Below are 25586 nucleotides of genomic sequence, written 5' to 3'. Positions count from 1 at the left end.
ACGCTGATTCGCCGAATGAGGCACCGCCCGCATTCATAGAATTACCGCAATAGATTTCCCGGACCTCGTCCCGCCTTTTCTCGCTCCATGTCTTATCCGGCCTACACCCACCGACAAGCCGCCGCCGATCCCGGACGCCTGGCCCCCAGTCATTCCCCCGCCCGCCTGCGTGCCGCTGCCCACCTGTACGGGGTCGAAAGCGTTCCGCTGGAACAGGCCCGGGTGCTGGCCATCGGTTGCGGTGACGGCTCCGGCCTGCTGCCCTTCGCCCTGGCCTACCCCCAGGCCCAGGCGGTTGGCATCGACACATCCGAGGCGCTGATCGCGCAAGGCACCGAGGCCGCCCGGAGCCTGGGCGCGGCCAACCTGGCCCTGTACGTTGGCCAGGCCGCCGATGTCGGAACGCAGCTGGGCCGGTTCGACTACGTCATCGTCACCGGTCTCTACAGCTACCTGGCCGCGCCGGCCCAGCAGGCACTGTTGCAGGCTTGCACCCAATTGCTGTCGCCGCTGGGCATCCTGTACCTGGACTGCCACGTGTACCCGGGAGCCAAGTCGCTCGAGGTGGTGCGGGACGCCATCATGCTGCACGGCCACGCCGCGCGCAACGACGCCGAACTGCGCCAGAGCGCCGCGGCGGCGCTCGCCCTGTTCAGGGACGGCATGGCCGCGGCCAACCCCAATGGCGCCACCCTGGCCGCCGCGGCAGCCCAGTTTGAACGCGCCCTGGCAGACCAGGCGACCGCCGATCCGCTGGCCTGCAACCCGAGCTATTTCGTCGAACTGGCGGGCGTGGCCGCCCAGGCCGGCCTGGCCTATCTCGGCGATGCGCAGCCGCTCAGCGAGCTGCCCCTCTCCTTCGGCCAGGGCGTGTCGCTCAATATCAGCCTGATGGCGATGGGACAGCCCGCGACGGTCCGCCAGCAGTACCTGGACTTCGCCACCGGTCGCGCTTTCCGCCAATGCCTCTGGTTCGCCCAGGAAAGGGCCGCCGAGGGACAGGCCGCGCCGGACTTGTCGCGCCTGCGCGATCTGCGCTTCGCGACCGGCCTGATCCGCCTGGCCGCCCAGGGACAGGAACAGGGCGCCACCTATGTGAATCACCTGGGCCGGGCATTGATCACGCACGAGGCCGACGTGGTGACCGTCGTGGACACGCTGGCCCACGCCTGGCCCGCGTCGATGCCTTACAGCACGTTGCTGGCGGTTCTGCTGCACAAGAACCAGACTGACGAAGCGGTCGCGCGGAAAGCGTTGGACCGGACGTTGCAGACATTGCTGGAAAACGACCTGGCGCACTATTGCCTTGACCGGGGCCCCTACGAAGCCGAAACCGATGCGCGGCTGCAATTGCCGGCCTTCCTGGCCGGGCCGCAACCCTCCCCCGGCGACAGCGCATTACCCCGCTTCAACCTGTGGCACGAGACCGTCAATTACGCGCCATCTCCCAGCCAGGCGGCGATTCTGGCCCACATGGCGGCCGGGCGTCTGCCTACGACCCCGGGCCCTGACGGCACGCCGGCCGATCCGTCCGAAATCGGCGAGACCCTGTCGTTGCTCAAGCGCTACGCGCTGGCGCTGGGCAATACCCAGGCCTGGGCGGACATGCTGCGCCGCTCGCTCGATTCAGTGGACGGCCAGGTGCCCCTCCTCGGCCTGTACATCAGCGCCAAGGCGACGTTGACGCTGAACGCGCGGCTGCTGTCGGCAAGCGGCCACCAGCCCAATCCCGGCGCGTCCCTCGCCCCCCAGGTCAAGCGCATGCACGAACTGATGGTGCAGCAGGTCTACCTCGAGGCCGAGCCCGTGGCGCGCCAGTTGACCAAGGTCGCTCCGCGCTTCTGGGACGCCTGGGAAGCCCTCGCGATTGCCCTGTTCAGCACCTTCCGCGGTCGCGAGGCATTGCAGGCCGGCCTGACCATGCTGGACCTGGCGCCCGCCGACAGCCAGAGCCATATCGTGCTGGCAGCCATATTGACGCAGCTGAGCCGCACTTCCGAGGCGATCAGCGCCGGCCGGCGCGCCGTGGAACTGGGGCCCCGCAATGCCCAGGCGCATTCCGCGCTGGCGGATGCGTTGGCGGCCGAACGACGCTACAAGGAAGCCCAGGCCAGCAACCTGACCGCCATCGCACTGGATCCCAAGCAGCGCAAGGCGCGCGTCAATCTCTGCAAGACCTACATCGACGCCGGCGAAGTCTCTCTGGCCGAGCAGACGGCGCGCGAGGTCGTCGCCATGTTCCCGAACGAGGCCGTACCGCGCAGCAATCTGCTGTTCGCGCTGAACTATTCCGAGGAACGCACCGCCGCGGAGGTCTACCAGGCCTACCAGGAATGCGACCAGCAGCTCTTCCAGCCGTTGCGGGCGAAATGGCGCCCGCACGCCAATCCGAGGAACGCGAACCGCAAGCTCAGGATCGGCTATGTCTCGCCCGACTTCAAGCAGCATTCCGGCAACAACTTCGTGGAGCTGGTGTTCGCCGGCCATGACAGGCAGGCGTTCGAGCTGACGGCCTATGCCGAACTCGTGCAGGAAGACGAAGTCACCGCCCGCTTCAAGACCTACTTCGACCACTGGGTGCCGACCGCCAAGCTGAGCGACGCCGATCTGGCCGAGAAAATCCGGGCCGATGGCATCGACATCCTCATCGACCTGGCGGGCCACACGCAGGGTAACCGCCTGGGCGTCTTCGCGCGCAAGCCGGCGCCGGTTTCCGTGACGTGGATGGGCTACGGCTACACAACCGGCCTGTCCGCCATCGATTACATCATCATGGACGACGCCATGGCGCCGTCCGGCTGCGAAGCCCTGTTCTCCGAGAAGATCTGGCGCCTGAAGACCAGTTGCGCCTATCGTCCCGGCACCTCCATGGGCGAAGTCAGCGACCTGCCCGCGCTGTCCGGCAATGCCATCACCTTCGGCTCCCTGTCGCGCGCCATCCGCATCAATCACCGCACCGTTCGCACCTGGGCCGCCATCCTGCGGCGGCTGCCGAATGCGCGACTGATCGTGGACAGCGGCAGCTATCGCGACGCGCCCATGAGCGAGGCGCTGGCGGCGCGGTTCGCGGCCCATGGCGTCAGCCGCGACCGGCTGATCATCGGCTACCACAGCCCGCCTTGGGACGTCATGCGCCAGATCGATATCGGCCTGGACTGCTTCCCGCACAACTCCGGCACCACGCTGGTGGAATTCATCTACCTCGGCGTGCCCTATCTGACGCTGGCCGATCGACCCAGTGTCGGCCGGCTGGGCAGCTCGATCCTGAAGTCCGTCGGCCATCCCGAACTGATCTGCGGCACCGAGGAAGAATACGTCGACAAGGCGGTCGCGCTGGCCAGCGACCTGCCGGCGCTCGCCAATATCCGCAGGAATCTGCGCCAGGCCATGCACGACAGCGTCCTGATGGACGAAACCGGCTTCATCCAGGAATTCGAAATGGGACTCAAGAAAATGTTCACCCAATGGTGCGAGGAACAGGCATGAAGGCCATCATCCTCGCCGGCGGTCTCGGCACGCGCATCTCGGAAGAGACCCAGGCCCGCCCCAAGCCGATGATCGAGATCGGCGGCAGGCCGATCCTCTGGCACATCATGAAGACCTATTCGGTCCATGGCGTCAACGACTTCGTGATCTGCTGCGGCTACAAGGGCTACATGATCAAGGAGTACTTCGCCAACTACTTCCTGCACATGTCGGACGTGACCTTCGACATGGCCGACAACCGCATGGAAGTGCACCAGCGCAAGGCCGAACCCTGGCGCGTGACCCTGGTGGACACCGGCGAGACCACCATGACGGGCGGCCGTCTCAAGCGCGTGGCGGACTACGTCAAGGAAGAAGAGGCCTTCTGCTTCACCTATGGCGATGGCGTGTCGGACGTCGATATCAGCGCCCTGATCGCATTCCACCAACGCCACGGCAAGGCGGCCACGGTGACCGCGGTGCAGCCCCCCGGACGCTACGGCGCGCTGCGGCGCGAGGGCGACATGGTGACGGGTTTCACCGAAAAACCGCGCGGCGACGGGGGCTTGATCAACGGCGGCTTCTTCGTGCTCTCACCCAGCGTGCTGTCGCTGATCGAAAGCGATGACATGCCTTGGGAAGGCGTTCCGCTGGAAACCCTGAGCCGCAACGGCGAGTTGCAGGCCTTCGAACACCTGGGCTTCTGGCAGCCGATGGACACGCTGCGCGACAAGAACCAGCTGGAAGCCCTGTGGGCCCAGGGAAATCCGCCGTGGAAGAAATGGGCGTAAGACAGTTCGGCGGCGCCTATGAAGGCACGCGGGTGCTGCTGACCGGGCACACCGGCTTCAAGGGCAGCTGGCTGGCCGCCTGGCTGGCGCAGTTGGGCGCGCGGGTGACCGGCCTGTCCCTGCCGCAGCTCGACGAACCCAGCCATTGGGCCCAGCTGAGCGACTGCGCAACCGATCTGAGAGGCGATATCCGCCAATCCGACACGGTGGCCGACGCGATGTCGCAAGCGCGTCCGGAGATCGTCTTTCACCTCGCCGCCCAGACCCTGGTGCGGCAATCCTACGGCGCGCCCCTGGACAGCTGGTCCACCAACGTGATGGGGACCGCCAACGTGCTGGAAGCGTGCCGGCGCACGCCGGGCGTGCGCGCGGTGGTGATCGTCACCACCGACAAGGTCTACGCCAACCGTGAATGGCACTGGGGCTACCGCGAGAACGACACGCTGGGCGGGCACGATCCCTACAGCGCCTCCAAGGCCGCCTGCGAGATCCTGGTCGAAAGCTATCGCAAGTCGTTCTGGGACAAGGCATCGGCCCCGCTGCTGGCCTCGGCGCGGGCGGGCAACGTCATCGGCGGTGGCGATTGGGCCCAGGACCGCCTGGTGCCCGATCTGGTCAAGGCCGTGCAAGGCGGGCAGGCCCTGGAAATCCGCTCCCCCTCCTCCACCCGGCCGTGGCAACACGTGCTGGATTGCCTGTCGGCCTATCTGATGCTCGGCCAGCGGCTGCTGGCGGGCGAGGCGAAGTTCGCTGATGGCTGGAACTTCGGTCCCGCGCAGCAGGACAACCGCACCGTGGCCGAATTGCTGGGCATGTTGAGCGGCCACTGGCCAGACCTGCAATGGCTCGCCCGTCCTCCCGAAAAGCCGCTGCACGAAGCGGGACTGTTGCTGCTCGATTGCAGCAAGGCCCACAATGTCCTGGGCTGGCAGCCGACGCTGGCGCTGCGCGATGCCGTGGCGATGACCGCGGACTGGTATCGCCATCACCACCAGACCGGCCGGTCTCTCGCCAACGACCAACTGCGCCAGTATGTCGAACGGGCCGCCGCCGCCAACCGTGGGTGGGTGCAGGCGTGAACGTGATCGAGACGCCCATCGCCGGCGTGGTCGTCGTCGAGACGCGCGCCCATCAGGATGCGCGCGGCGCATTCGCACGGCTGTTCTGCGCCGAGGCGCTGGCCGAGGTCATCGGCCCGCGTCACATCGTGCAGATCAACCAGTCGCGCACCCTGCGCATCGGCGCCATCCGCGGCATGCACTTCCAGCATCCGCCCCATGCCGAGATGAAGCTGGTGCGTTGCATCCGCGGCCGGGTCTGGGATGTCGTGGCGGACTTGCGCGCCGATTCGCCCACCTTCCTGCAATGGCATGCGCAGGAACTGGACGCGGAATCCGCCCGCATGCTGGTGATCCCCGAAGGCTGCGCCCACGGCTTCCAGGTGCTCGAAGCCGGAAGCGAATTGCTTTATCTCCATACCGCGTTCTACACGCCGTCGGCCGAGGCCGGGGTGCGCCACGATGACCCCAGGCTGGCCATCCGCTGGCCGCTCGCGGCCACCGACCTCTCCCCGCGGGACCAGGCGCACGCCCTGCTGCCCGCCGATTTCGCAGGAATCCAAGTATGAAATGCCGTCATTGCGCCACGCCTCTGCGGCTGACGCTGGTCGACCTGGGGGCCGCGCCGCCTTCGAATGCCTATCTTTCCGAAGAATGCCTGGCGCGCCCCGAGACGTACTACCCCCTGAAAGTGCGCGTCTGCGATGCCTGCTGGCTGGCGCAGACCGAGGATTACACCGAGGCCGACGCGCTGTTCACGCAGGACTACGCCTATTTCTCGTCAACCTCGGCGAGCTGGCTGGCGCATGCGCGGCGCTACTGCCAGATGGCGACCGAACGATTTGGCCTTGACGGGCAAAGCCTGGTGGTGGAATTGGCTTCCAACGATGGCTACCTGCTCAGGAATTTCGTGGAGGCGCGGATTCCGTGCCTGGGAATCGAACCCACCGGCAGCACGGCCGACGCCGCCGAGGCGCTCGGCATTCCGGTGCTGCGGGAATTCTTCGGCGAGTCACTGGGCCGCCAGTTACATGCCCAGGGCAAGCGGGCCGACCTGATCATTGGCAACAATGTCTACGCGCACGTCCCGGACATCAATGATTTCACGCGCGGCATGAAGGCATTGCTGAACACCGGCGGCACGATCACGCTCGAGTTTCCGCACCTGCTGCGCCTGCTGGCCCACACCCAGTTCGACACCATCTACCACGAACACTTCTCGTACCTGTCGCTCTACGCGGTCAGCCGCATCTTCAGCCACTGCGGGCTGCGCGTGACCGACGTCGAAGCGCTCTCGACCCATGGCGGCAGCCTACGCGTCTACGGCTGTCACGCCGACGACGACCGGGTCGACAGCCCCGCCGTCGCGAGCATGCTGCGGGCGGAGCATGACGCCGGCCTGCAGTCGCCCCAGGTCTACCAGGACTTCCAGGCGCGGGTGGACGAGATCAAGAACGGTTTCGTCGACTTCCTCATCCAGCAGCGACGCGCGGGCAAGACCGTCGCGGCCTACGGCGCCGCGGCCAAGGGCAACACGTTGCTGAACTACGCCGGCGTCAAGCCCGACCTGCTGCCACTGGTTTGCGATGCCGCGGCCTACAAGCAAGGCAAGTACCTGCCTGGCAGCCGGATCCCGATCCATGCCCCGGCGAAACTGGCAGAGGCGCGACCGGATTACGTGGTGGTCTTCCCCTGGAACATCATCGACGAAGTCATGCAGCAGAACCAGCACGTCCGCGACTGGGGCGGAAAGTTCGTCACGGCCGTCCCCACCCTGGAAATACGATGAGCGCCCGGATCCACTACACCAAGCCGTCCATCACCGACCTGGAGGTCGAGTTCGCCACGGACGCCGCCCGCAACGGCTGGGGCGAACGCTGTTACGAATATCTGGGACGCTTCGAGCAGGGCTTCCGGCAGCACATCGGCTCGGCCCACGCCATCGCCACCTCCAGCTGCACCGGCGCGCTGCACATCGGCATGGCGGCGCTGGGGATTGGCCCGGGCGACGAGGTCATCATGGCCGACACCAACTGGATCGCCAGCGCCGCGCCTATCGTCCACCTGGGCGCCAAACCCGTCTTTGTCGATATCCTGCCCGACTCATGGTGCATCGACCCCGACCTGGCCGAGGCGGCGATCACCCCGCGCACCAAGGCCATCCTGGCGGTACACCTCTACGGCAACCTGTGCGACATGGACCGCCTGCTGGCGATCGGCAAGCGCCACGGCATCGCGATCATCGAAGACGCGGCGGAGGCAATCGGCTCGTCCTATCACGGCAAGCGCGCGGGCAGCATGGGCGCGTTCGGCACGTTCTCGTTCCATGGCACCAAGACCCTGACGACCGGCGAAGGCGGCATGCTGGTCACCAGCGATGCCGCCCTGCACGAGACCGCCGCCACCCTGTCCAATCATGGCCGCCACGCCAGGCAGACCAAACAGTTCTGGCCCGACCTGCTGGGCTTCAAGTACAAGATGTCGAACATCCAGGCCGCCATCGGCTGCGCGCAGCTCGAGCGCATCGACGACCTGATCGCCGGCAAGCGCCGCGTGTTCGAGGCCTACCGGAAGGCCCTGCAAGGCGTTGCCGGCGTGGCGCTCAATCCGGAACCCGACGGCGTGCGCAATGGCTATTGGATGCCGACGGCGGTATTCGATCGCGCGCTCGGCATTTCCCGCGAACGGCTGCAGGCCGCGCTCAATCCGCAAGGCATCGATGCGCGGGTCTTCTTCCATCCGCTGTCCAGCCTGCCGATGTTCGAGGCCTGCCCGCAGAATGTCCACGCCTACGATATCCCGCAGCGCGCCATCAACCTGCCGAGCTATCACGACATGACCGACGCCGACCTGGCGCGCGTGACGGGCGCCCTGCGCCGCCTGATCGAGGAAGCCCCCCATGACCGATAGTCCGGGCCGCTGCGTGGTCGTGTCCCAGCCGATGTATTTTCCCTGGGTGGGCATGCTCGAGCAGATCCGGCTCGCCGATCATTTCGTCTATTACGACGACGTGCAATTCGCACGGGGCTTTTTCAACCGCGTGCAGATCAAGACCCAGGCCGGTATCCGCTGGCTGACGGTGCCGCTGGCGGGCATGAAGCGCGGCCAGCTGATCAACCAGGTCCGCATCGACTACAGCGTCGACTGGATGCGCAGCCACCTGGATCAATTGAAGCAGGCCTACGAGGGCGCGCCGTGCCGAGCCGACATGCTGGCGCTGGTCGGGCAGGTGCTGGCCACGCGCCATGAAACGCTTGCCGATCTGGCCCAGGCGTCGATGGACGCCCTGGTGCGCTACTACCCGTCTCTCGGCGCGGACAAACCGTTCACGACCTCGTCACGGCTGGGCATCGACGGCGCCAGCACGCAACGGCTGGTGGACATCTGCGCGAGCGTGCGGGCCGACCACTACCTGACGGGGCACGGCGCGCGTCACTACCTCGACCACCAGGCTTTCGAATCGCGCGGCATCGCCGTGTCGTACATGCGTTACGGCACCCCGCCCTACGCCCAGCTGCATGGCGCATTCACCCCCTATGTCAGCGCGCTCGACCTGATCGCCAACCGTGGCGCCGAAGGCCTGGCGCATATCGGCGGCCAGACGGTGCCCTGGCGCGAATTCCTCTCCACGACGGCCGCCTCCGCAACATGAACATGAAACCCGACCTGAACGCCGTCTCTTCGGAATACCGCCCCAATGGCGCCACCGAAATCGAGAACAACCTGATGCTGAACTGGTATCCGCACCGGATCATCGAGCGGTTCAAGCATGCCGACTCGTTGCTGGAGCTGAGACTGGGCCACGGCTACACTTCGCGGATCTTCGCGCAGGCCTGCAACCGCCACGTCATCATCGACGGCGCCAGCGTGGTCATCGAGCAGTTCCGCCAGAACACCCCGGGATTCGCCGGCGAGATCGTCGAAGCCTATTTCGAGGACTACACCCCGGACGAAACGTTCGACGTCATCGTCATGGGCTTCATTCTCGAGCACGTGGAAGATCCCGACCTCATCCTCGAGCGCTACAGGCGCTTCCTGAAGCCGGGCGGCAAGATGTACGTGGCCGTTCCGAACGCCAAATCCATGAACCGGCGCCTCGGCCTGGAGCTCGGGCTGATCGACGACATCTACAGCTTGAACGCCAACGATATCGCGCTGGGACACGTGCGGCAGTACTGCCGCGATACGCTGACCGACGCGGTGCGCCGGGCGGGCTATCGCATCACCCACGAGGAAGGCATCTACCTGAAGCCCTTGCCGCTGGCCGTGCTCAAGACCCTCGATGATTTCGACGCCAATCTGCAGGCGATGCTGCGGGTGGGCGTGGACTTTCCCGATCTGTGCGTCGCCCTGCTCATGGAACTGGATCCGCAATGACGTCGCGCACAGCCCCGGGCGATGCCGCCCCCGCCACGCCTGCGCGCGTGGTGGTGGCCGTCACCGGCGTGGGCGCCATCATTGGCCAGGGCATCGTCAAGAGCTTGCGGCAATGCCGGTATCCGGCGCGGATCGTCGGCATCGACCGCAACGCCGATTCCCCCGGCCCGCATCGCTGCGACGCCTTCGAGCAAAAGCCCGACGCGCCGGAAAGCAGCCAGGCCTATCTGGACTACTGGGCACGCATCGTCCGGACGCACGGCATCCAGTTGATCCTGCCGGGCCTGGAGGTCGACATGGGATTCTTCGACCGGCACAGGGCGTTCTTCGCCGATCTGGGCGTGGCCCTGGCCCTGAACACGCCGGACCTCATCGCCCAGACCGGCAACAAGTGGGATTTCGGCCTGGCGCTGGGCAAGTTTGGCTACCCGGTGATTCCGTCGGCGCGCCCGGCATCCTGGGCCGAAGCGATCGAGCGGCTCGGTCCCCCGCCCTTGTTGCTCAAGCCCCTGCAGGGCAATGGCTCGCGCGGCATCCATTTGCTGGAAGACGAAGCCGACTTCGTCTATTGGCAGCGCAAGGCCGGTTCGGACTGGATGCTGCAACGCATCGTCGGCAGCGCCCACGAGGAATACACCGTGGGCGTCTTCGGGCTGGGCGGCGGCAGGCGGCTGCGGCCCCTGATCTTCCGGCGGCGCCTGTCCACGGCCGGCAATACGCTGGTGGCGGAGGTGGTTTCCGCTCACCCGGTGCTCGAATCCGCGACTGACCGCCTGTGCCAGTACTTCCAGCCCCTGGGGCCGACCAATTTCCAATTCCGCGTCGAGGACGAGACCGCCTTCCTGCTGGAGATCAATCCGCGCTTCTCGAGCAGCAACTCCCTGCGCACCGCGTTCGGCTTCAACGAGGCCGAGATGGCGATCGAATTGCATCTGCTGGGCCGGGAACCCGCCGAGCCCCGCATCCGCCCCGGCAAGGGCTGGCGCTATTACGAGGACTTCGTACTCCATGCTGGCCATCCTCTCTGACATCCACGGCAACCTGCCCGCGCTGCAGGCCGTGGTCGCGGATGCCCGGGCGCAGGGCTGCACCCGCTATCTTTCGCTCGGCGACGTCGCTGGCTACTACGCCGAGCCGGGCGCCTGCATCGACCTGCTGCGCGAACTGGACGCGCCCAACGTACTGGGCAACCACGACAGCTACATCACCCTGGATGAAAACTGTCCACGTTCGCGCGTGGTCACCCAGATCATCAATTTCCAGAAGACCCTGCTCAGCAAGGAGCAGGTGGACTGGCTCAAGGCCTCGCACCCGTTCATCCGCCAGGACGGCATCCTGTTCGTGCACGGCGGTCCCGAGGATCCCCGCGACCAGTATCTGTACACGATCAGCCGCGACAAGATCCCGGCTGACGTGCGCCTGCTGTTTTCGGGGCATACCCACGTCCAGGTGCTGGCCGATTTCGGCGCACAGCGCTATTGCAACCCGGGGTCCGTCGGCCAGCCACGCGACGGCAACAACAAGGCGGCCTATGCCATCCTCGACGACGACCGGATACAGCTGCGCCGCGTGGAATACGACATCGACCGCACCGCGCAGGCGATGAAGGACGCAGGCTTCGAGCCGTTCTGCTACGAAAACCTCTACAAAGGCGCCCAGATCGGCGGCAGGGTCGATCGCGTCAACATCATCCATACCTCTGAGTAGACACACCATGGACGCAATCCAGCAGTTCAAAAGCGAAGTACAGGCGAACATCCAACGGCTGGGCCAGGATCCGGCGCTGGCCGCCGACACCCTCGCATGGATGATCAAGGCAGGCACCGTCGGCGCCTATACCTATAACTTTCAGTGGCTTGGCCGGCCGATCATCCAGTATCCGCAGGACATCCACGCGATGCAGGAACTGATCTGGGCGACGCGTCCGGACGTCATCGTCGAGACCGGCATCGCGCACGGCGGTTCGCTGATCCTCAGCGCGTCCATGCTGGCGCTGCTCGACTACTGCGACGCCCAGGTCAACGGCACGCCACTGTTCCCCGGCAAGTCGAACCGCCGCGTCGTCGGCGTCGACATCGATATCCGCGCCCACAACCGCCAGGAAATCGAAGCCCATCCGCTGAGCCACCTGATCACGCTGATCCAGGGATCCAGCATCGCTCCCGACATCGTCGACCAGGTGCGCCAGGCGGTCGGCGACGCCAAACGGGTATTGGTGTGCCTGGACTCCAATCACACCCACGACCATGTGCTGGCCGAACTGCAGGCCTATGCGCCGATGACGTCCGTCGGCAGCTACTGCGTGGTCTTCGACACGGTGATCGAAGACATGCCGGCCGAGCTCTGCGCCCATCGCCCATGGGGCCAGGGCAACAGCCCGAAATCGGCGGTCCGTGCCTGGTTGCCCCAGCACCCCGAGTTCGAGCAAGACCTGGCGCTGCAGCACAAGCTGCAGATCACCGTGGCCCAGGACGGCTTCCTGAAGCGCGTACGCTAGCCGGCACCTCGGCATCCCGCCCGACACGCCGGGGCGCCAGTGCAACGCTGGCGCCCCGCTGCGTGGGTTCGCACGCGTCCCCCGGCATGCCGAATCTACGCCGAGACCCGTTTTTTCCCAGCTGTTCGGGCTATGCCCCGAAGAGGCCGTCCTTCATAATTCAACACAGCCGTTTTGTATCTATATTTTTCCTAATATGACCACCCCTCGACTCGATCCACTTGCTACGCAGCACGATGGCACCCCGGATTCCGAGCATGAGGGGCCGGAGGATCCGCAGACGGCGCGCCTGCGCGACGAGAACCGCGCCCTGCGCGAGCTGCTGGCGGCGCAAGTGCAGGCCTCGATCCCGCGGCCCAGCCTGTTCAAGCGGCTGGGCTGGGCGCTGATCAGCGCGCCCGGCGCCGCCCTGGTGGGCTGGCGCAGCCTGATCGGCCGCGAGGACGCCACCCCGATCACCGGCAAGCGCGTGGGCTACGCCACCCTGACCGTCCTCTATACGTTGGCGATCTATGGCGCGCTGGTGTTGCTGGTGGTGTCCTGGAGCACGCCCAATGCCGCGCGCACCGGCGTGCACGCCGCCGGGCCGGTGCGGGTGCCGCTCGACGCGCCGCAGGGCGCCGGCCAGGAGCCGGCCAGCCCCGCCGCCCCGACCGACTGGAACAGCGGCGACGGCGCCGCCACGCCCCCCAAGGAAGCCGAGCCGCCCCCCGCCCCGGCGCAGGCGCCGCATGGCGCGCCCCAGGAGGACGACCCGGAAACGACCGCGCCGGCCGGCGCCGCCGACAGTCCGGCCGCGCGCCCCGCCACGACCGCGGGCGCCAATGCCGCGCCGGTCCCGGCCCGCGACCCCGCGCCGGCGGCTACGCCAGGCGCGCCCAAGCCGACGCTGCGGATCACCGAGATCCCCGCCGAAAATCCCCTGGCCTGGCTCGACAGCCTGAAGACCGAGCTGGCGCGCTGCGCGTCCCTGGGCTTTTTCGACCGCCCCGATTGCGCCTGGGCCGCGCGCAAGCAATATTGCGGCCCCAACCGGGGCTGGGGCGCGGTCAAGGAATGCCCGCCGCAGCCTTGATGCCGGCGCCAGCGCCGGAAAATTCCGCCGCGATGCCGCAAACTTTGCGATAATCGTTCAATCCCGGGCTTCGGTCCGGACAGCCTTCCACAGGACACCCGCCATGGATCTTTCCGTCAGCAACACCGTGAACACCGGCCTGGCCATGCGCGACGCGCAGCTGATGCAGGAAGTCCAGGCCCGCGTCACCAAGAAAGCCATCAACGCCCAGGCCGACACCGTCGCCACGCTGATGCAATCGCTGCCGGTGGTCGCCATCGACGGCAAGATCGGCACCCGCATCAATACCCAGGCGTAAGCCGCGCCGGCGCGCACGGCCGCGCCCTTCTCCCTTCCGCTTTTCCCGTCTTCGCCAGGGGCCGTCAGGCCTCCAGGTGCCCGCGCATCAATTCCTCGAACCATTCCAGAAAGACCGCCAGCCGGCGCGAACGCTGCCGCCGGTGCGGATAGAGCAGCGTCACCGGCATGAGTGCGGCGCGATGCGCCGGCATGACTTCCACCAGTTCGCCGGCATCCAGCAGGTCCTGCACGTCGAAGCGCGGAATCTGGATCAGCCCCAGGCCCGCCAGGCAGCAGGCGATATAGCTTTCGGCGTTGTTGACCACCACCCGGCTGGGCACCGTGATGGCCTGGCGGCCGCCGTCGCTGGCCGCCACCTCCCAGGGCAGTTCGCGGCCCGTGGTCGGCGAGGCGTATCCCACCATCCAGTGCTCTCCCGGCAGTTCCTGCGGCGCCCGTGGCACGCCGCGCTCGCGCAGGTAGGCGGGGCTGGCGCAGTTGATCAGGGCGATGCCGCCCAATGGCCGCGACACCAGGCTGCTGTCATGCAGCGCGCCGACGCGCACCGCGCAGTCGACGCCCTCCTGGATCAGGTCGATGGCGCGGTCGCTGGAGCCCAACGACAGTTGCAGCCGCGGATGACGCCGCAACAGGCCTGGCAGCGCCGGCGCCACCAGGCGGCGCGCGATGCGGCTGGGCACGTCGACGATGAGCCGCCCGGAAACCTGGCGCTGGCTTTGCTGGAACAGGTGGTCGATATCCTCGACCTCGGACAGCAGCGGCCGCAGGCGCTCCAGCAACTGGGCGCCGTCGGCGGTCAGGCGCACCTGGCGCGTGGTCCGGTGCAGCAGCCGCGCGCCCAGCTGGGCCTCCAGCTGCTGCACGGCGGCCGAGACGGAGGCGCGCGGCAGCTCCAGCGCGTTGGCGGCCTTGATGAAGCTGCCCATCTCCGCCACCTGCGCGAAGACGCGGTACTGTTCGAATCTGTCCATGCTCCTCCGGCTGGCGCGCGCGCCCGCGGCACCGCGCCGCCCATGACAGCATAGCCGTACGCCGGCCGTCGCGCAGCGCCAGCGCTGGCGGGCGCCCGGCGTGTGCCGCCACGGACCGTCGCGATGGCGATGCCCGGGCGGCGGCAGCGATCACTTGGTGGTGTAGCCGCCGTTGATCAGGATGGTCTGCCCGGTGATCCACCAGCCGTCGCTGACCAGGTGGCGGATGAACGGCACCACGTCCTCGATGTCGGTCAGGCCGGTCTTGGAGAACGGCGACAGCGCCGCGGCGGTCTTGTGGTACGCGACGGCATCGGCGCCTTCGGCAGGATAGAAGAACGGCGTATCCATCGGGCCCGGCCCGACCGCCGTCACCGAGATGCCGCGCGCGCCGAATTCCTTGGCGGCCGCCCGGGTGTAGTGCTCGACCGGCGCCTTGGAGCCGGCATAGGCGGCGTAGAACGGCGTGAACGCGCCCAGCAGCGAGGTCACCAGGGTGCAGACCTTGCCGTTGTCGTTGACGTGGCGGCCGGCCTCTTTCAGGAAGAAGAACGCCGTCTTGGCGTTGACCGCGCTCATCTCGTCGTACTCGGCTTCGCTGATCTCGGTCAGCGGCTTCTTCAATACCTTGCCGACGGTGTTGATGGCAATGTCGGGCCGCCCCACCGCTGCCACCGCGTCGGCGAACAGCTTCTCGACCGCGCCCGCGGTGGTCAGGTCGGCCTGCAGCGCCACCGCCTTGGCGCCGGCGGCCTGGATCGCCGCCACGGTGGCGTCAGCGTCGGCCTTGGACGCGGCGCTGTTGTAGTGGATGGCGACGGCCTTGGCGCCCTGCCGCGCCAGGTCACGGGCGATCAGCCCGCCCAGGTTCTTGGCGCCCCCGGCGATCAGCGCGACTTTGCCCTTGATGGAATGGTCTGCCATGGAAAATCTCCCGCATGTGTCGATGGAGATTCGATTCTAGGCAGCGGGCCGCCGCGGATCAGCCAGGCGCGGCCGGATAGATTATCCAGAAAAACGCCCCAATGAAAAACAGCCCGAAGGCCAGGGGCGCTTCGGGCTGCGGTGCCTGCGTCCGGATGCGTAGATCCGGCCAGCCAGGGCGATTTACTTCTTCTTCATCGGCGGCAGGTCGGTGCACACGCCTTCGGCCACTTCGGCCGCCATGCCCACCGATTCACCCAGCGTCGGGTGCGGGTGGATGGTCTTGGCGATGTCGATGACGTCCGCGCCCATTTCCACGGCCAGCGCCACTTCGCTGATCAGGTCGCCGGCATGGGTGCCGACGATGCCGCCGCCCAGGATGCGGTGCGACTCGGCGTCGAACAGCAGCTTGGTGAAGCCTTCGTCGCGGCCGTTGGCGATGGCGCGGCCGGAGGCGGCCCACGGGAACACGCCCTTCTCGACCTTGATGCCCTGCTTCTTGGCTTCGTCCTCGGTCAGGCCGACCCACGCCACTTCCGGATCGGTGTAGGCCACCGACGGGATCACGCGGGCGTCGAAGAACGACTTCTGGCCGGCGGCGGCTTCGGCCGCCACGTGGCCTTCATGCACCGCCTTGTGCGCCAGCATCGGCTGGCCGACGATGTCGCCGATGGCGAAGATGTGCGGCACATTGGTGCGCATCTGGCGATCGACCTCGATGAAACCGCGGTCGGTCACGGCCACGCCCGCCTTGTCGGCGCCAATCTTCTTGCCATTGGGGCTGCGGCCCACGGCCTGCAGCACCAGGTCGTAGCGTTGCGGCTCCTTCGGCGCGCCCTCGCCCTCGAACGTGACGTAGATGCCGTCCTTCCTGGCCTCGGCGCCGACCGTCTTGGTCTTGAGCATGATGTTGTCGAAGCGGCCGGCGTTCTTCTTCTGCCAGACCTTGACCAGGTCGCGGTCGGCGCCCTGCATCAGGCCGTCCAGCATTTCCACCACGTCCAGGCGCGCGCCCAGCGTGGAGTACACCGTGCCCATTTCCAGGCCGATGATGCCGCCGCCGATGATCAGCATCTTCTTGGGGATTTCACGCAGCAGCAAGGCGCCGGTGGAATCGACGATGCGCTCGTCCTGCGGCAGGAACGGCAGCTTCACCGACTGGCTGCCGGCGGCGATGATGGCCTGCTTGAAGCGGATGGTCTGCGACTTGCCGTCGGCACCCTTGACCGCCAGGTGGTTGGCATCGGCGAATTCGCCCACGCCGGTCACCACGGTCACTTTGCGCGCCTTGGCCATGCCGGCCAGGCCGCCGGTCAGCTTGGCGACCACGCTGTCCTTGTAGCCGCGCAGCTTGTCCAGGTCGATCTTGGGCTCGCCGAAGCTGATGCCGTGGGCGGCCAGCTCGCGCGCCTCGTCGATGATGGCGGCGTTGTGCAGCAGCGCCTTGGACGGGATGCAGCCCACGTTCAGGCAGACGCCGCCCAGCGTGGCGTAGCGTTCGACCAGCACCACGGACAGGCCGAGGTCGGCGGCGCGGAAGGCGGCGGAATAGCCGCCGGGGCCCGCGCCCAGCACCAGCATGTCGTATTCGGCGTCGGCCGAGCCCTTGAAGGTCGCGGCGGCGGGCGCCGCGGCGGCCGGCTTGGCCTCGGCCTTGGAAGCTTCGGCCTTCGGCGCGTCGGCCTTGGGCGCGTCCTTGGCGGCCGGCGCGGCGGCGGCCTCGGCCGCTTCCACTTCGAGCACCACGGCGCCTTCGGCGACCTTGTCGCCGACCTTGACCGCGATCGACTTCACCACCCCGCCCTGCGAGGCGGGGATTTCCATCGAGGCCTTGTCGGATTCGACGGTAATCAGGCTCTGCTCGGCCTTGATCGTATCGCCCACGGCGACCAGCACCTCGATGACTTCGACTTCCTTGAAGTCACCGATGTCCGGCACTTTGATTTGAACGGTATTGCTCATAGGGCTCCCCGTTTACAGCGCGATGCGGCGGAAGTCGGCCAGCAAGGCGCCCAGATAGGCGTTGAAGCGGGCAGCGGCGGCGCCGTCGATGACGCGGTGGTCATAGGACAGCGACAGCGGCACGATCAGGCGCGGCACGAACTGCTTGCCGTCCCAGACCGGCTTGTGCGACGAACGCGACACGCCCAGGATGGCCACTTCGGGCGCATTGATGATGGGCGTGAACGAGGTGCCGCCGATGCCGCCCAGCGACGAGATCGAGAAGCAGCCGCCCTGCATGTCGGCCGGCGAGATCTTGCCTTCGCGCGCCTTCTTGGACAGGTCGGTCATTTCCTGGGCGATCTGCAGGATGCCCTTCTTGTCGGCATCGCGGATCACCGGCACCACCAGCCCGTTGGGCGTGTCGGCGGCGAAACCGATGTGGTAGTACTGCTTGAGCACCAGGTTGTCGCCGTCCAGCGAGGCGTTGAACTCGGGGAACTTCTTCAGGGCCGCGACCACGGCCTTGATCAGGAAGGCCAGCATCGTGACCTTGATGCCCGACTTCTCGTTTTCCTTGTTCAGCGTGACGCGCAGCGCTTCCAGGTCGGTGATGTCCGCTTCGTCGTTGTTGGTGACGTGCGGGATCATGACCCAGTTGCGGTGCAGGTTCGCGCCGGAGATCTTCTTGATGCGCGACAGCGGCTTGGCTTCGACCGGGCCGAATTTGGTGAAGTCGACCTTGGGCCACGGCAGCAGGCCCAGCGCGGCGCCATCGGCCGAGCCGCCCGCGGCGGCCACCGGGCCGGCGGCCAGCGCCTGCTTGACGAAACCGCGCACGTCGTCGGCGGTGATGCGATCCTTCGGACCCGAGCCCTTGACCTTGCTCAGGTTCACGCCCAGCTCGCGGGCGAACTTGCGCACCGACGGCGAGGCGTGCGGCAGCTGGCCGGGCTTGAGGTTGGCGTCTTCCAGCGCGGCGGCCGGGGCCGGACGCGAGGCGGCGGCGGGGGCCGGCGCCTGCTCCTTGGCGGCCGGCGCCTCGGCCTTGGCCGGCGCGGCTTCAGCCTTGGCGGCCGGGGCCGCGGCGGCGGCAGGCGCGCTGCCTTCCACCACGACCACGATCGAGCCCTTGGCGACCTTGTCGCCGACCTTGACCTTCACTTCCTTGACCACGCCGCCCTGCGAGGCCGGGATCTCCATCGAGGCCTTGTCGGACTCGACCGTGATCAGGCTTTGCTCGGCCTTGATGGTGTCGCCCACGGCGACCATGACTTCGATGACTTCCACTTCCTTGAAGTCGCCGATGTCCGGCACTTCGATCTCGATCGGACCGCTGGCGGCGGCCGGCGCGGCGGCCTCGGCCTTGGCGGCGGGCGCGGCGGCGGCGGCAGCCTGCTTGGGCGCTTCGGCCTTGGGTTCTTCCTTGGCGGCCGGGGCGGCGGCGGCGTCGGCCGCTTCCACCTCGAGCACCACGGCGCCTTCGGCGACCTTGTCGCCGACCTTGACCGCGATCGACTTCACCACCCCGCCCTGCGAGGCGGGGATTTCCATCGAGGCCTTGTCGGATTCGACGGTAATCAGGCTCTGCTCGGCCTTGATCGTGTCGCCCACCGCCACCAGCACTTCAATGACTTCCACTTCCTTGAAGTCGCCGATGTCGGGAACCTTGATTTGCACGACGTTGCTCATGTCTCTTTACCCTCAGGCGTATTGCGGGTTGGCTTTGTTCGGGTTGATGCCGTACTTCTTGATGGCTTCGGCCACCTTGGCAACCGGCACCTTGCCTTCGTCGGCCAGCGCGCGCAGCGCGGCGACCACGACGAAGTGGCGGTCCACTTCGAAGTGCTCGCGCAGCTTGGCGCGGAAATCCGAACGGCCGAAACCGTCGGTGCCCAGCACCTTGTATTCGCGGCCCTTGGGCACGAACGGACGGATCTGGTCCGCGAACAGCTTCATGTAGTCGGTCGACGCGATGATCGGGCCTTCCGTCTTGGCCAGCTGTTCCGTGACGTAGGCCACCTGCGGCTTCTTCTCGTCGGGGTGCAGCATGTTGTGGCGTTCGGCGTCCAGGCCGTTGCGGCGCAGTTCAGTGAAGCTGGTGACGCTCCACAGATCCGAGGCCACGCCCCAGTCGGCTTCCAGCAGTTCCTGGGCCGCCATGACTTCGCGCAGGATCGTGCCCGAGCCCATCAGCTGCACGCGGTTCTTGCCCTTGCCGTGCGACTTGAGCTTGTACATGCCCTTGATGATGCCTTCCTCGTCGCCGGCGGTCAGGCCAGGCTGCGGGTAGTTTTCGTTCATCACCGTCAGGTAGTAGTAGACGTTTTCCTGGTCTTCCACCATGCGCTTGAGGCCATGCTGGATGATCACGGCCAGTTCGTGGCCGAAGGTCGGGTCGTACGAGACGCAGTTGGGGATGGTCGAGGCCAGGATGTGGCTGTGGCCGTCTTCGTGCTGCAGGCCTTCGCCGTTGAGCGTGGTGCGCCCGGCGGTGCCGCCCAGGAGGAAGCCGCGCGCCTGCATGTCGCCGGCCGCCCAGGCCAGGTCGCCGATGCGCTGGAACCCGAACATCGAGTAGTAGATGAAGAACGGGATCATGATGCGGTTGTTCGAGGAGTACGACGTGGCCGCCGCGATCCACGAGCTCATGGCGCCCGCTTCGTTGATGCCTTCCTGCAGGAGCTGGCCGTCGGCCGCTTCCTTGTAGTACATGACCTGGTCCTTGTCGACCGGGGTGTACTTCTGGCCTTCCGGCGCATAGATGCCGATCTGGCGGAACAGGCCTTCCATGCCGAAGGTGCGCGATTCGTCGGCCAGGATCGGCACGACGCGCGGGCCCAGCTGCTTGTCGCGCAGCACCTGGTTCAGGATGCGCACGAAGGCCTGGGTGGTGGAGATCTCACGGCCTTCGGCGGTGGGTTCCAGCACGGCCTTGAAGGCGTCCAGCGCGGGGGCCTGGAGCTGCTCGTCGGCCTTGGCGCGACGGCGCGGCAGGTAGCCGCCCAGCGCGGCGCGGCGCTCGTGCAGGTACTTCATTTCGGGCGAGTCTTCCGCCGGCTTGAAGTACGGCAGGTCGGCCAGCTGGTCGTCCGGGATGGGGATGCCGAAGCGATCGCGGAATTCGCGGATCGAGTCCAGCTCCAGCTTCTTCTGCTGGTGGGTCGGGTTCTTGGCCTGGCCCACGTGGCCCATGCCGTAGCCCTTGATGGTCTTGGCCAGGATCACGGTCGGCTGGCCTTCATGCTTGGAGGCCGAGTCGAAGGCGGCGAACACCTTGTGCGGATCGTGGCCGCCACGGTTCAGGCGCCAGATGTCCTCGTCGCTCATGCGCGACACGGCTTCCAGCAGCTTGGGGTGCTTGCCGAAGAAGTGCTCGCGCACGAACTTGCCGTCGTTGGCCTTGTACGCCTGGTACTCGCCGTCGACGGTGTCTTCCATGATCTTGCGCAGGATGCCTTCCTTGTCGTGCGCCAGCAGCGGATCCCAGTAACCGCCCCAGATCAGCTTGATTACGTTCCAGCCCGAACCGCGGAAGTCGCCTTCCAGTTCCTGGATGATCTTGCCGTTGCCGCGCACCGGACCGTCCAGGCGCTGCAGGTTGCAGTTGATGACGAAGATCAGGTTGTCGAGCTTTTCACGCGCGGCCAGGGCGATGGCGCCGAGCGACTCGGGTTCGTCCATTTCGCCGTCGCCGCAGAACACCCAGACCTTGCGCTTGCTGGTGTCGGCGATGCCGCGGGCGTGCAGGTACTTGAGGAAGCGGGCCTGGTAGATGGCCATCAGCGGGCCCAGGCCCATCGACACCGTGGGGAACTGCCAGAAGTCCGGCATCAGCTTCGGATGCGGGTACGAGGACAGGCCCTTGCCGTCCACTTCCTGGCGGAAGTGGTTCAGCTGTTCTTCGGTCAGGCGGCCTTCGAGGTAGGCGCGGCCGTACATGCCGGGCGAGGTGTGGCCCTGGAAGTAGACCAGGTCGCCGCCGTGGTTTTCGTCTTCGGCGTGCCAGAAGTGGTTCTGGCCGCAGCCGATCATGGTGGCCAGCGAGGCGAACGAGGCGATGTGGCCGCCCAGGTCGCCGCCGTCCGGCGGGTTGTGCTTGTTGGCCTTGACCACCATGGCCATGGCGTTCCAGCGCACGTACGAGCGGATGCGCGATTCCAGTTCCAGGTTGCCCGGGTGCGCCGGCTCCAGGCCGGGGGGAATCGTGTTGACGTAAGCGGTATTCGGCGAGAACGGGATGTGGGCGCCGGAACGACGGGCTTCGTCGATCAGGCGTTCCAGCAGGTAGTGCGCGCGCTGCGGTCCTTCGCGATCAAGGACTGCCGCCAGGGCTTCGAGCCACTCCTGGGTTTCTAGGGTGTCTTCGTCGTTGGCAGCCTGTACGGCGCCAGCCTGGGCGAAAGAGGACATCGTGTGTCTCCTGTTGGGGTTCGTTCGTGACCACACCCGCTTATTTATCTACTCGCGGACACGCCATGGTAGTCGGGATCATCCGGGCTACCATGCCATGCATGGGTCGGGGTGTTGTGCTGGATGTCGGGGTCTGAGCCCTGTCAGCCGGCATTCTAAGAAAGAAGATTAACCGGTCGCAAGGAAAATTTCATGTTGCGGTACGGCATTTCATAATGCGAAAATATGAACAGAAGCTGAAAAGACCGGCGGGCACTTTTTTAGCCCATCCCCCTTCCGGCTGGCTTGATTCCCGGCAATTCCCCGCCAACACGCACTAAAATGCTGGGTCTATCCCGCCCCAATTCCATGTCCAGCGCGCCCAAGTCCAATATACCCACGCCGTTCCACGACCACGCCCGCACGCGCAGACGCGGGGTGTACTGGGTCACGCCCGCGATGGTGCTGATCCTCTATATCTGTGTGATGGCGGTGTTCTTCTGGTTGCAGCGCATCCATGACGACAGCGTCATGTTCGTGACCATCGACCAGGAAATGCGGCAGCAGCGCCTGATCTGGGTGGTGCTGGCGCTGTCGTGCGTGATCGTCATCAGCCTGCTGATGCTGTGGCGCTATACCCGTTTCCGCTCGGCCGCCGAGGCCGCCCTGATCGCCGAGACCGGCTTTCGCCGCGCCATGGAGAACTCCATGTCGACCGGCATGCGCGTCCTGGACATGGAAGGCCGCATCGCCTACGTCAATCCGGCCTTCTGCCGCATGATCGGCTGGAACGAGGCCGACCTGATCGGCCGCAGCCCGCCCTTCCCCTACTGGGTGCCGGGCCGCCACGAACAGCACCAGCACACGCTGGACGTGCTGATGTCCGGCAAGACCCCCAGCAGCGGCCTGGAAGTCGAGGCCCAGCGCCGCGACGGCTCGCGCTTCACGGCGCGCATGTACGTGTCGCCGCTGCTGGACCCCAACGGCAACCAGATCGGCTGGATGACGTCGATGACCGACATCACCGAGCCCAAGCGCATCCGCGAGGCCCTGACCGCCGCGCACGAGCGCTTCATGACGGTGCTGGAAGGCCTGGACGACGCCATCTCGGTCACCGCCGACACCCACGACGGCCTGGAGCTGCTGTTCGCCAACCGCACCTACCGCCGCGTGTTCGGCGCCCAGACCGGCGGCCACGACGAGCTGCTGGCCGGCCGCCGCGGCCGCTTCACCGACGAATCGGTGGAAGTCTTCGCGCCCTCGGTGCAGCGCTGGTTCGAGGTGCATCACCGCATGCTGGCCTGGACCGATGGCCGCCGCGTGCGCATGCAGGTGGCGCGCGACATCACCGAGCGCCGCGGCCACGAAGAAGCCTCGCGCGTGCAGCAGGAAAAGATCCAGCTCACCAGCCGCCTGACCACCATGGGCGAGATGGCCTCGTCGCTGGCGCACGAACTGAACCAGCCGCTGACCGCCATCGCCAACTACAGCATGGGCGCGGTGGCCCTGGTCAAGGCCGGCCACACCAGCCCCAACATGCTGCTGCCGGCCCTGGAAAAGGCCGCCTCGCAGGCCGAGCGCGCCGGCAAGATCATCAGCCGCATCCGCGAATTCGTGAAGCGCAGCGAGCCGCGCCGCCAGCGCGTGGCGATCGGCCGCATTGTCGACAACGCCATCGGTTTTGCCGAGATCGACGCCCGCAAGCGCCGCATCCGCATCGACAGCTTCGTGCCGTCGAACGCGCCGGACGTGCTGGCCGACCCGATCCTGATCGAACAGGTGCTGCTGAATCTGCTCAAGAATGGCCTGGAAGCCATGGAAAAGAGCGAGTCCGACGAGCTCAAGGTGGCCGTGATCCTGCACGAGCAGCACATCGAGGTCGCGGTGGTCGACCGCGGCCATGGCCTGGCCGAGCCGGAACGCCTGTTCGAACCCTTCTTCAGCACCAAGACCCAGGGCCTGGGCATGGGACTGAATATCTGCCGTACCATTATCGAATCGCACCACGGCCGCCTCTGGGCGGACCCCAATCCCGCCGGCGGTACTATTTTCCGCTTTACCCTGCCCTGCGCTGCGTCTCAGACGCAGGCTCAGAATGATCAGTCCGAGGAGTTGCACGCATGAACACGCCCCACCTGTCGAGCACGGTATTCATTGTTGATGACGACGAAGCGGTCCGCGATTCGCTGCGCTGGCTGCTTGAAGCCAACGGCTACCGCGTCCGCGCCTACGCCAGCGGCGAGTCGTTCCTGGAAGACTACGACGCCAGCCAGATCGGCGTGCTGATCGCCGACGTGCGCATGCCCGGCATGAGCGGCCTGGAACTGCAGGAGCAGCTGATCGCCCGCAACGCCCCGCTGCCCATCGTCTTCATCACCGGCCACGGCGACGTGCCGATGGCCGTGTCGACCATGAAGAAGGGCGCCGTCGACTTCCTCGAGAAGCCGTTCAACGAATCCGATCTGCGCGAAATCGTGGCGCGCATGCTGGAGCAGGCCACGCAGCGCGTGAGCAAGCACCAGGCCCAGAAAGACCACGAAGCCATGCTGGCGCGCCTGACCGCGCGCGAGCAGCAGGTGCTGGAGCGCATCGTCGCCGGCCGCTTGAACAAGCAGATCGCCGACGACCTGGGCATCAGCATCAAGACCGTCGAGGCGCACCGCGCCAACATCATGGAAAAACTTGAAGTGACCACCGTTGCCGATCTCATGAAAGTGGCCCTGGCCAAACCCGAGGCACACGCATGACCGCTAGGATCATCGACGGCGCCGCCCTGTCGCAGCGCATTCGCGAAGAAGTCGCCCAACGCGTCGCCGCCCTGGCCGCCAAGGGCACCCGCCCCGGCCTGGCCGTGGTGCTGGTGGGTGAAGACCCCGCCTCCCAGGTGTACGTGCGCAACAAGGTCGCCGCGTGCGAGAAGGCCGGCCTGCATTCCGTCAAGGAACAGTACCCCGCCGACATGACCGAGGCCGAGCTGCTGGCCCGCATCGACAAGCTAAACCGCGATCCGTCCATCCACGGCATCCTGGTGCAGTTGCCGCTGCCCAAGCACATGGACTCGCACAAGGTCATCGAAGCCATCGCCGCCGAAAAAGACGTGGACGGCTTCCACGTCAGCAACGCCGGCCTGCTGATGACCGGCCAGCCGCTGTTCCGCCCCTGCACGCCCTACGGCGTCATGAAGATGCTGGAATCGGAAGGCGTGGCCCTGCGCGGCGCCGAGGCCGTGATCGTCGGCGCCAGCAACATCGTCGGCAAGCCCATGGCCATGCTGCTGCTGGCCGCCGGCGCCACCATCACCATCTGCAACTCCAAGACGCGTGACCTGGCGGCCCAGACGCGCCGCGCCGACGTGCTGGTGGTGGCCACCGGCAAGCCCGGCATGATCGACGGCTCGATGATCAAGCCCGGCGCCGTCGTCATCGACGTGGGCATCAACCGCGGCGCCGACGGCAAGCTGTGCGGCGACGTCGACTTCGCCTCCGCCAGCCAGGTGGCCGGCGCCATCACGCCCGTGCCGGGCGGTGTCGGCCCCATGACCATCGCCATGCTGCTGGTCAACACCGTCGAAGCGGCGGAACGGGCCGCGGCCTGAAGACCGGTCCCGCGCCCCGCCGTGGCACCCTTGTGGGTTTGCCCCGCGCCCTTCCGGGGGACGGGGGCAAACCCACAGTCGTTTCTGGACGCGCCGCGCGGAGCGAGGCGCGCCCGCGGCTAGCCCCGCCCTTGCTTTTCGGCCTGCCGCCCCAACCTGATCCCTATGCCTGCCGGCGCGCTCGCGTGCTGCCCGCCCTC

Annotated in this window: 21 protein-coding genes; 16 read left to right on the top strand and 5 right to left on the bottom strand. The window is 66.8% G+C overall.

What is annotated here, in order from left to right:
* Window positions 1-87 precede the first annotated feature (87 nt).
* The 13 genes from AC1HFW_RS05495 to AC1HFW_RS05435 all read left to right on the top strand — a co-directional run bounded on the left by AC1HFW_RS05495 (window position 88) and on the right by AC1HFW_RS05435 (window position 13561).
* The gene (locus AC1HFW_RS05495) at window positions 88-3486 is read left to right on the top strand and encodes an O-linked N-acetylglucosamine transferase family protein (RefSeq protein ID WP_479282177.1); all 3399 of its coding nucleotides are present in this window, start codon (window positions 88-90) and stop codon (window positions 3484-3486) included.
* Window positions 3483-4256 (top strand): glucose-1-phosphate cytidylyltransferase, encoded by a 774-nt coding sequence (gene rfbF, locus AC1HFW_RS05490; RefSeq protein ID WP_479282175.1) that lies wholly within the window; start codon window positions 3483-3485, stop codon window positions 4254-4256. Before AC1HFW_RS05495 ends, rfbF begins: the two co-directional genes overlap by 4 nt.
* Entirely contained in the window at window positions 4247-5335 is a 1089-nt protein-coding gene (rfbG, locus tag AC1HFW_RS05485; protein WP_479282173.1) for a CDP-glucose 4,6-dehydratase, read from the top strand. Before rfbF ends, rfbG begins: the two co-directional genes overlap by 10 nt.
* On the top strand, window positions 5332-5883 hold the full coding sequence (gene rfbC, locus AC1HFW_RS05480) for a dTDP-4-dehydrorhamnose 3,5-epimerase (RefSeq protein ID WP_061071540.1): 552 nt from the start codon (window positions 5332-5334) through the stop codon (window positions 5881-5883). The genes rfbG and rfbC overlap by 4 nt, the downstream gene beginning before the upstream one ends.
* Window positions 5880-7103 carry a class I SAM-dependent methyltransferase gene (locus AC1HFW_RS05475; protein WP_479282171.1) on the top strand — a complete coding sequence of 408 codons (1224 nt, stop codon included), beginning with the start codon at window positions 5880-5882 and terminating at the stop codon, window positions 7101-7103. Before rfbC ends, AC1HFW_RS05475 begins: the two co-directional genes overlap by 4 nt.
* The gene (locus tag AC1HFW_RS05470) at window positions 7100-8224 is read left to right on the top strand and encodes a DegT/DnrJ/EryC1/StrS family aminotransferase (RefSeq protein WP_479282169.1); all 1125 of its coding nucleotides are present in this window, start codon (window positions 7100-7102) and stop codon (window positions 8222-8224) included. The genes AC1HFW_RS05475 and AC1HFW_RS05470 overlap by 4 nt, the downstream gene beginning before the upstream one ends.
* On the top strand, window positions 8214-8966 hold the full coding sequence (locus tag AC1HFW_RS05465; protein ID WP_479282167.1) for a WbqC family protein: 753 nt from the start codon (window positions 8214-8216) through the stop codon (window positions 8964-8966). Before AC1HFW_RS05470 ends, AC1HFW_RS05465 begins: the two co-directional genes overlap by 11 nt.
* A 2-nt stretch (window positions 8967-8968) precedes the next feature.
* Window positions 8969-9691: a class I SAM-dependent methyltransferase gene (locus AC1HFW_RS05460; RefSeq protein ID WP_479282166.1), complete on the top strand. Its 723-nt coding sequence runs from the start codon at window positions 8969-8971 to the stop codon at window positions 9689-9691.
* Window positions 9688-10719 (top strand): ATP-grasp domain-containing protein, encoded by a 1032-nt coding sequence (locus tag AC1HFW_RS05455; RefSeq protein WP_479282164.1) that lies wholly within the window; start codon window positions 9688-9690, stop codon window positions 10717-10719. Before AC1HFW_RS05460 ends, AC1HFW_RS05455 begins: the two co-directional genes overlap by 4 nt.
* Complete coding sequence (locus AC1HFW_RS05450) at window positions 10700-11398, top strand: metallophosphoesterase family protein (RefSeq protein ID WP_479282162.1); 699 nt, start codon at window positions 10700-10702, stop codon at window positions 11396-11398. Before AC1HFW_RS05455 ends, AC1HFW_RS05450 begins: the two co-directional genes overlap by 20 nt.
* Window positions 11399-11405: 7 nt before the next feature.
* Window positions 11406-12188 carry a cephalosporin hydroxylase family protein gene (locus AC1HFW_RS05445; protein ID WP_061071547.1) on the top strand — a complete coding sequence of 261 codons (783 nt, stop codon included), beginning with the start codon at window positions 11406-11408 and terminating at the stop codon, window positions 12186-12188.
* A 196-nt stretch (window positions 12189-12384) separates the two neighbouring features.
* Window positions 12385-13263, top strand: coding sequence for a hypothetical protein (locus AC1HFW_RS05440; protein WP_479282160.1), 879 nt, complete (start codon window positions 12385-12387; stop codon window positions 13261-13263).
* A gap of 103 nt (window positions 13264-13366) precedes the next feature.
* Window positions 13367-13561, top strand: a complete 195-nt coding sequence (locus AC1HFW_RS05435; protein ID WP_006387491.1) for a putative motility protein — start codon at window positions 13367-13369, stop codon at window positions 13559-13561.
* A gap of 64 nt (window positions 13562-13625) precedes the next feature.
* Here AC1HFW_RS05435 and AC1HFW_RS05430 read toward each other — a convergent pair whose 3' ends face one another.
* The 5 genes from AC1HFW_RS05430 to aceE all read right to left on the bottom strand — a co-directional run bounded on the left by AC1HFW_RS05430 (window position 13626) and on the right by aceE (window position 21812).
* The gene (locus tag AC1HFW_RS05430) at window positions 13626-14534 is read right to left on the bottom strand and encodes a LysR family transcriptional regulator (RefSeq protein WP_116522820.1); all 909 of its coding nucleotides are present in this window, start codon (window positions 14532-14534) and stop codon (window positions 13626-13628) included.
* Between the two features lie 150 nt (window positions 14535-14684).
* Window positions 14685-15458 carry an SDR family oxidoreductase gene (locus AC1HFW_RS05425; RefSeq protein WP_061071549.1) on the bottom strand — a complete coding sequence of 258 codons (774 nt, stop codon included), beginning with the start codon at window positions 15456-15458 and terminating at the stop codon, window positions 14685-14687.
* 183 nt (window positions 15459-15641) lie between these two features.
* Window positions 15642-17420, bottom strand: coding sequence for a dihydrolipoyl dehydrogenase (gene lpdA / locus AC1HFW_RS05420; protein WP_479282158.1), 1779 nt, complete (start codon window positions 17418-17420; stop codon window positions 15642-15644).
* Window positions 17421-17432: 12 nt separating this feature from the next.
* Window positions 17433-19091, bottom strand: a complete 1659-nt coding sequence (aceF, locus tag AC1HFW_RS05415) for a dihydrolipoyllysine-residue acetyltransferase (RefSeq protein WP_061071551.1) — start codon at window positions 19089-19091, stop codon at window positions 17433-17435.
* Between the two features lie 12 nt (window positions 19092-19103).
* Window positions 19104-21812, bottom strand: a complete 2709-nt coding sequence (aceE, locus tag AC1HFW_RS05410; protein ID WP_061071552.1) for a pyruvate dehydrogenase (acetyl-transferring), homodimeric type — start codon at window positions 21810-21812, stop codon at window positions 19104-19106.
* Between the two features lie 348 nt (window positions 21813-22160).
* Between aceE and AC1HFW_RS05405 the strand changes: the two genes are divergently transcribed.
* From AC1HFW_RS05405 to folD, 3 genes are read left to right on the top strand one after another with little or no spacing between them, the layout of a single operon-like run.
* Window positions 22161-23915 (top strand): PAS domain-containing sensor histidine kinase, encoded by a 1755-nt coding sequence (locus AC1HFW_RS05405; protein WP_006394402.1) that lies wholly within the window; start codon window positions 22161-22163, stop codon window positions 23913-23915.
* On the top strand, window positions 23912-24538 hold the full coding sequence (locus AC1HFW_RS05400; RefSeq protein WP_006219003.1) for a response regulator transcription factor: 627 nt from the start codon (window positions 23912-23914) through the stop codon (window positions 24536-24538). The genes AC1HFW_RS05405 and AC1HFW_RS05400 overlap by 4 nt, the downstream gene beginning before the upstream one ends.
* The gene (gene folD, locus AC1HFW_RS05395; protein WP_006394400.1) at window positions 24535-25386 is read left to right on the top strand and encodes a bifunctional methylenetetrahydrofolate dehydrogenase/methenyltetrahydrofolate cyclohydrolase FolD; all 852 of its coding nucleotides are present in this window, start codon (window positions 24535-24537) and stop codon (window positions 25384-25386) included. Before AC1HFW_RS05400 ends, folD begins: the two co-directional genes overlap by 4 nt.
* Window positions 25387-25586: the final 200 nt, after the last annotated feature.

This window comes from Achromobacter sp. ISS7, from assembly GCF_056523125.1.
This window is presented reverse-complemented; position numbering and strand designations above follow the sequence as displayed.

Bases quoted from the DNA above. Each gene is read 5' to 3' on its own strand.
- aceE (WP_061071552.1), bottom strand. From the start codon at position 21,812: ATGTCCTCTTTCGCCCAGGCTGGCGCCGTACAGGCTGCCAACGACGAA.
- AC1HFW_RS05405 (WP_006394402.1), top strand. From the start codon at position 22,161: ATGTCCAGCGCGCCCAAGTCCAATATACCCACGCCGTTCCACGACCAC.
- AC1HFW_RS05450 (WP_479282162.1), top strand. From the start codon at position 10,700: ATGCTGGCCATCCTCTCTGACATCCACGGCAACCTGCCCGCGCTGCAG.
- rfbG (WP_479282173.1), top strand. From the start codon at position 4,247: ATGGGCGTAAGACAGTTCGGCGGCGCCTATGAAGGCACGCGGGTGCTG.
- AC1HFW_RS05460 (WP_479282166.1), top strand. From the start codon at position 8,969: ATGAAACCCGACCTGAACGCCGTCTCTTCGGAATACCGCCCCAATGGC.
- AC1HFW_RS05495 (WP_479282177.1), top strand. From the start codon at position 88: ATGTCTTATCCGGCCTACACCCACCGACAAGCCGCCGCCGATCCCGGA.
- aceF (WP_061071551.1), bottom strand. From the start codon at position 19,091: ATGAGCAACGTCGTGCAAATCAAGGTTCCCGACATCGGCGACTTCAAG.
- AC1HFW_RS05440 (WP_479282160.1), top strand. From the start codon at position 12,385: ATGACCACCCCTCGACTCGATCCACTTGCTACGCAGCACGATGGCACC.
- lpdA (WP_479282158.1), bottom strand. From the start codon at position 17,420: ATGAGCAATACCGTTCAAATCAAAGTGCCGGACATCGGTGACTTCAAG.
- AC1HFW_RS05445 (WP_061071547.1), top strand. From the start codon at position 11,406: ATGGACGCAATCCAGCAGTTCAAAAGCGAAGTACAGGCGAACATCCAA.
- AC1HFW_RS05400 (WP_006219003.1), top strand. From the start codon at position 23,912: ATGAACACGCCCCACCTGTCGAGCACGGTATTCATTGTTGATGACGAC.
- AC1HFW_RS05430 (WP_116522820.1), bottom strand. From the start codon at position 14,534: ATGGACAGATTCGAACAGTACCGCGTCTTCGCGCAGGTGGCGGAGATG.
- AC1HFW_RS05455 (WP_479282164.1), top strand. From the start codon at position 9,688: ATGACGTCGCGCACAGCCCCGGGCGATGCCGCCCCCGCCACGCCTGCG.
- AC1HFW_RS05435 (WP_006387491.1), top strand. From the start codon at position 13,367: ATGGATCTTTCCGTCAGCAACACCGTGAACACCGGCCTGGCCATGCGC.
- AC1HFW_RS05425 (WP_061071549.1), bottom strand. From the start codon at position 15,458: ATGGCAGACCATTCCATCAAGGGCAAAGTCGCGCTGATCGCCGGGGGC.
- folD (WP_006394400.1), top strand. From the start codon at position 24,535: ATGACCGCTAGGATCATCGACGGCGCCGCCCTGTCGCAGCGCATTCGC.
- rfbF (WP_479282175.1), top strand. From the start codon at position 3,483: ATGAAGGCCATCATCCTCGCCGGCGGTCTCGGCACGCGCATCTCGGAA.
- AC1HFW_RS05470 (WP_479282169.1), top strand. From the start codon at position 7,100: ATGAGCGCCCGGATCCACTACACCAAGCCGTCCATCACCGACCTGGAG.
- AC1HFW_RS05475 (WP_479282171.1), top strand. From the start codon at position 5,880: ATGAAATGCCGTCATTGCGCCACGCCTCTGCGGCTGACGCTGGTCGAC.
- AC1HFW_RS05465 (WP_479282167.1), top strand. From the start codon at position 8,214: ATGACCGATAGTCCGGGCCGCTGCGTGGTCGTGTCCCAGCCGATGTAT.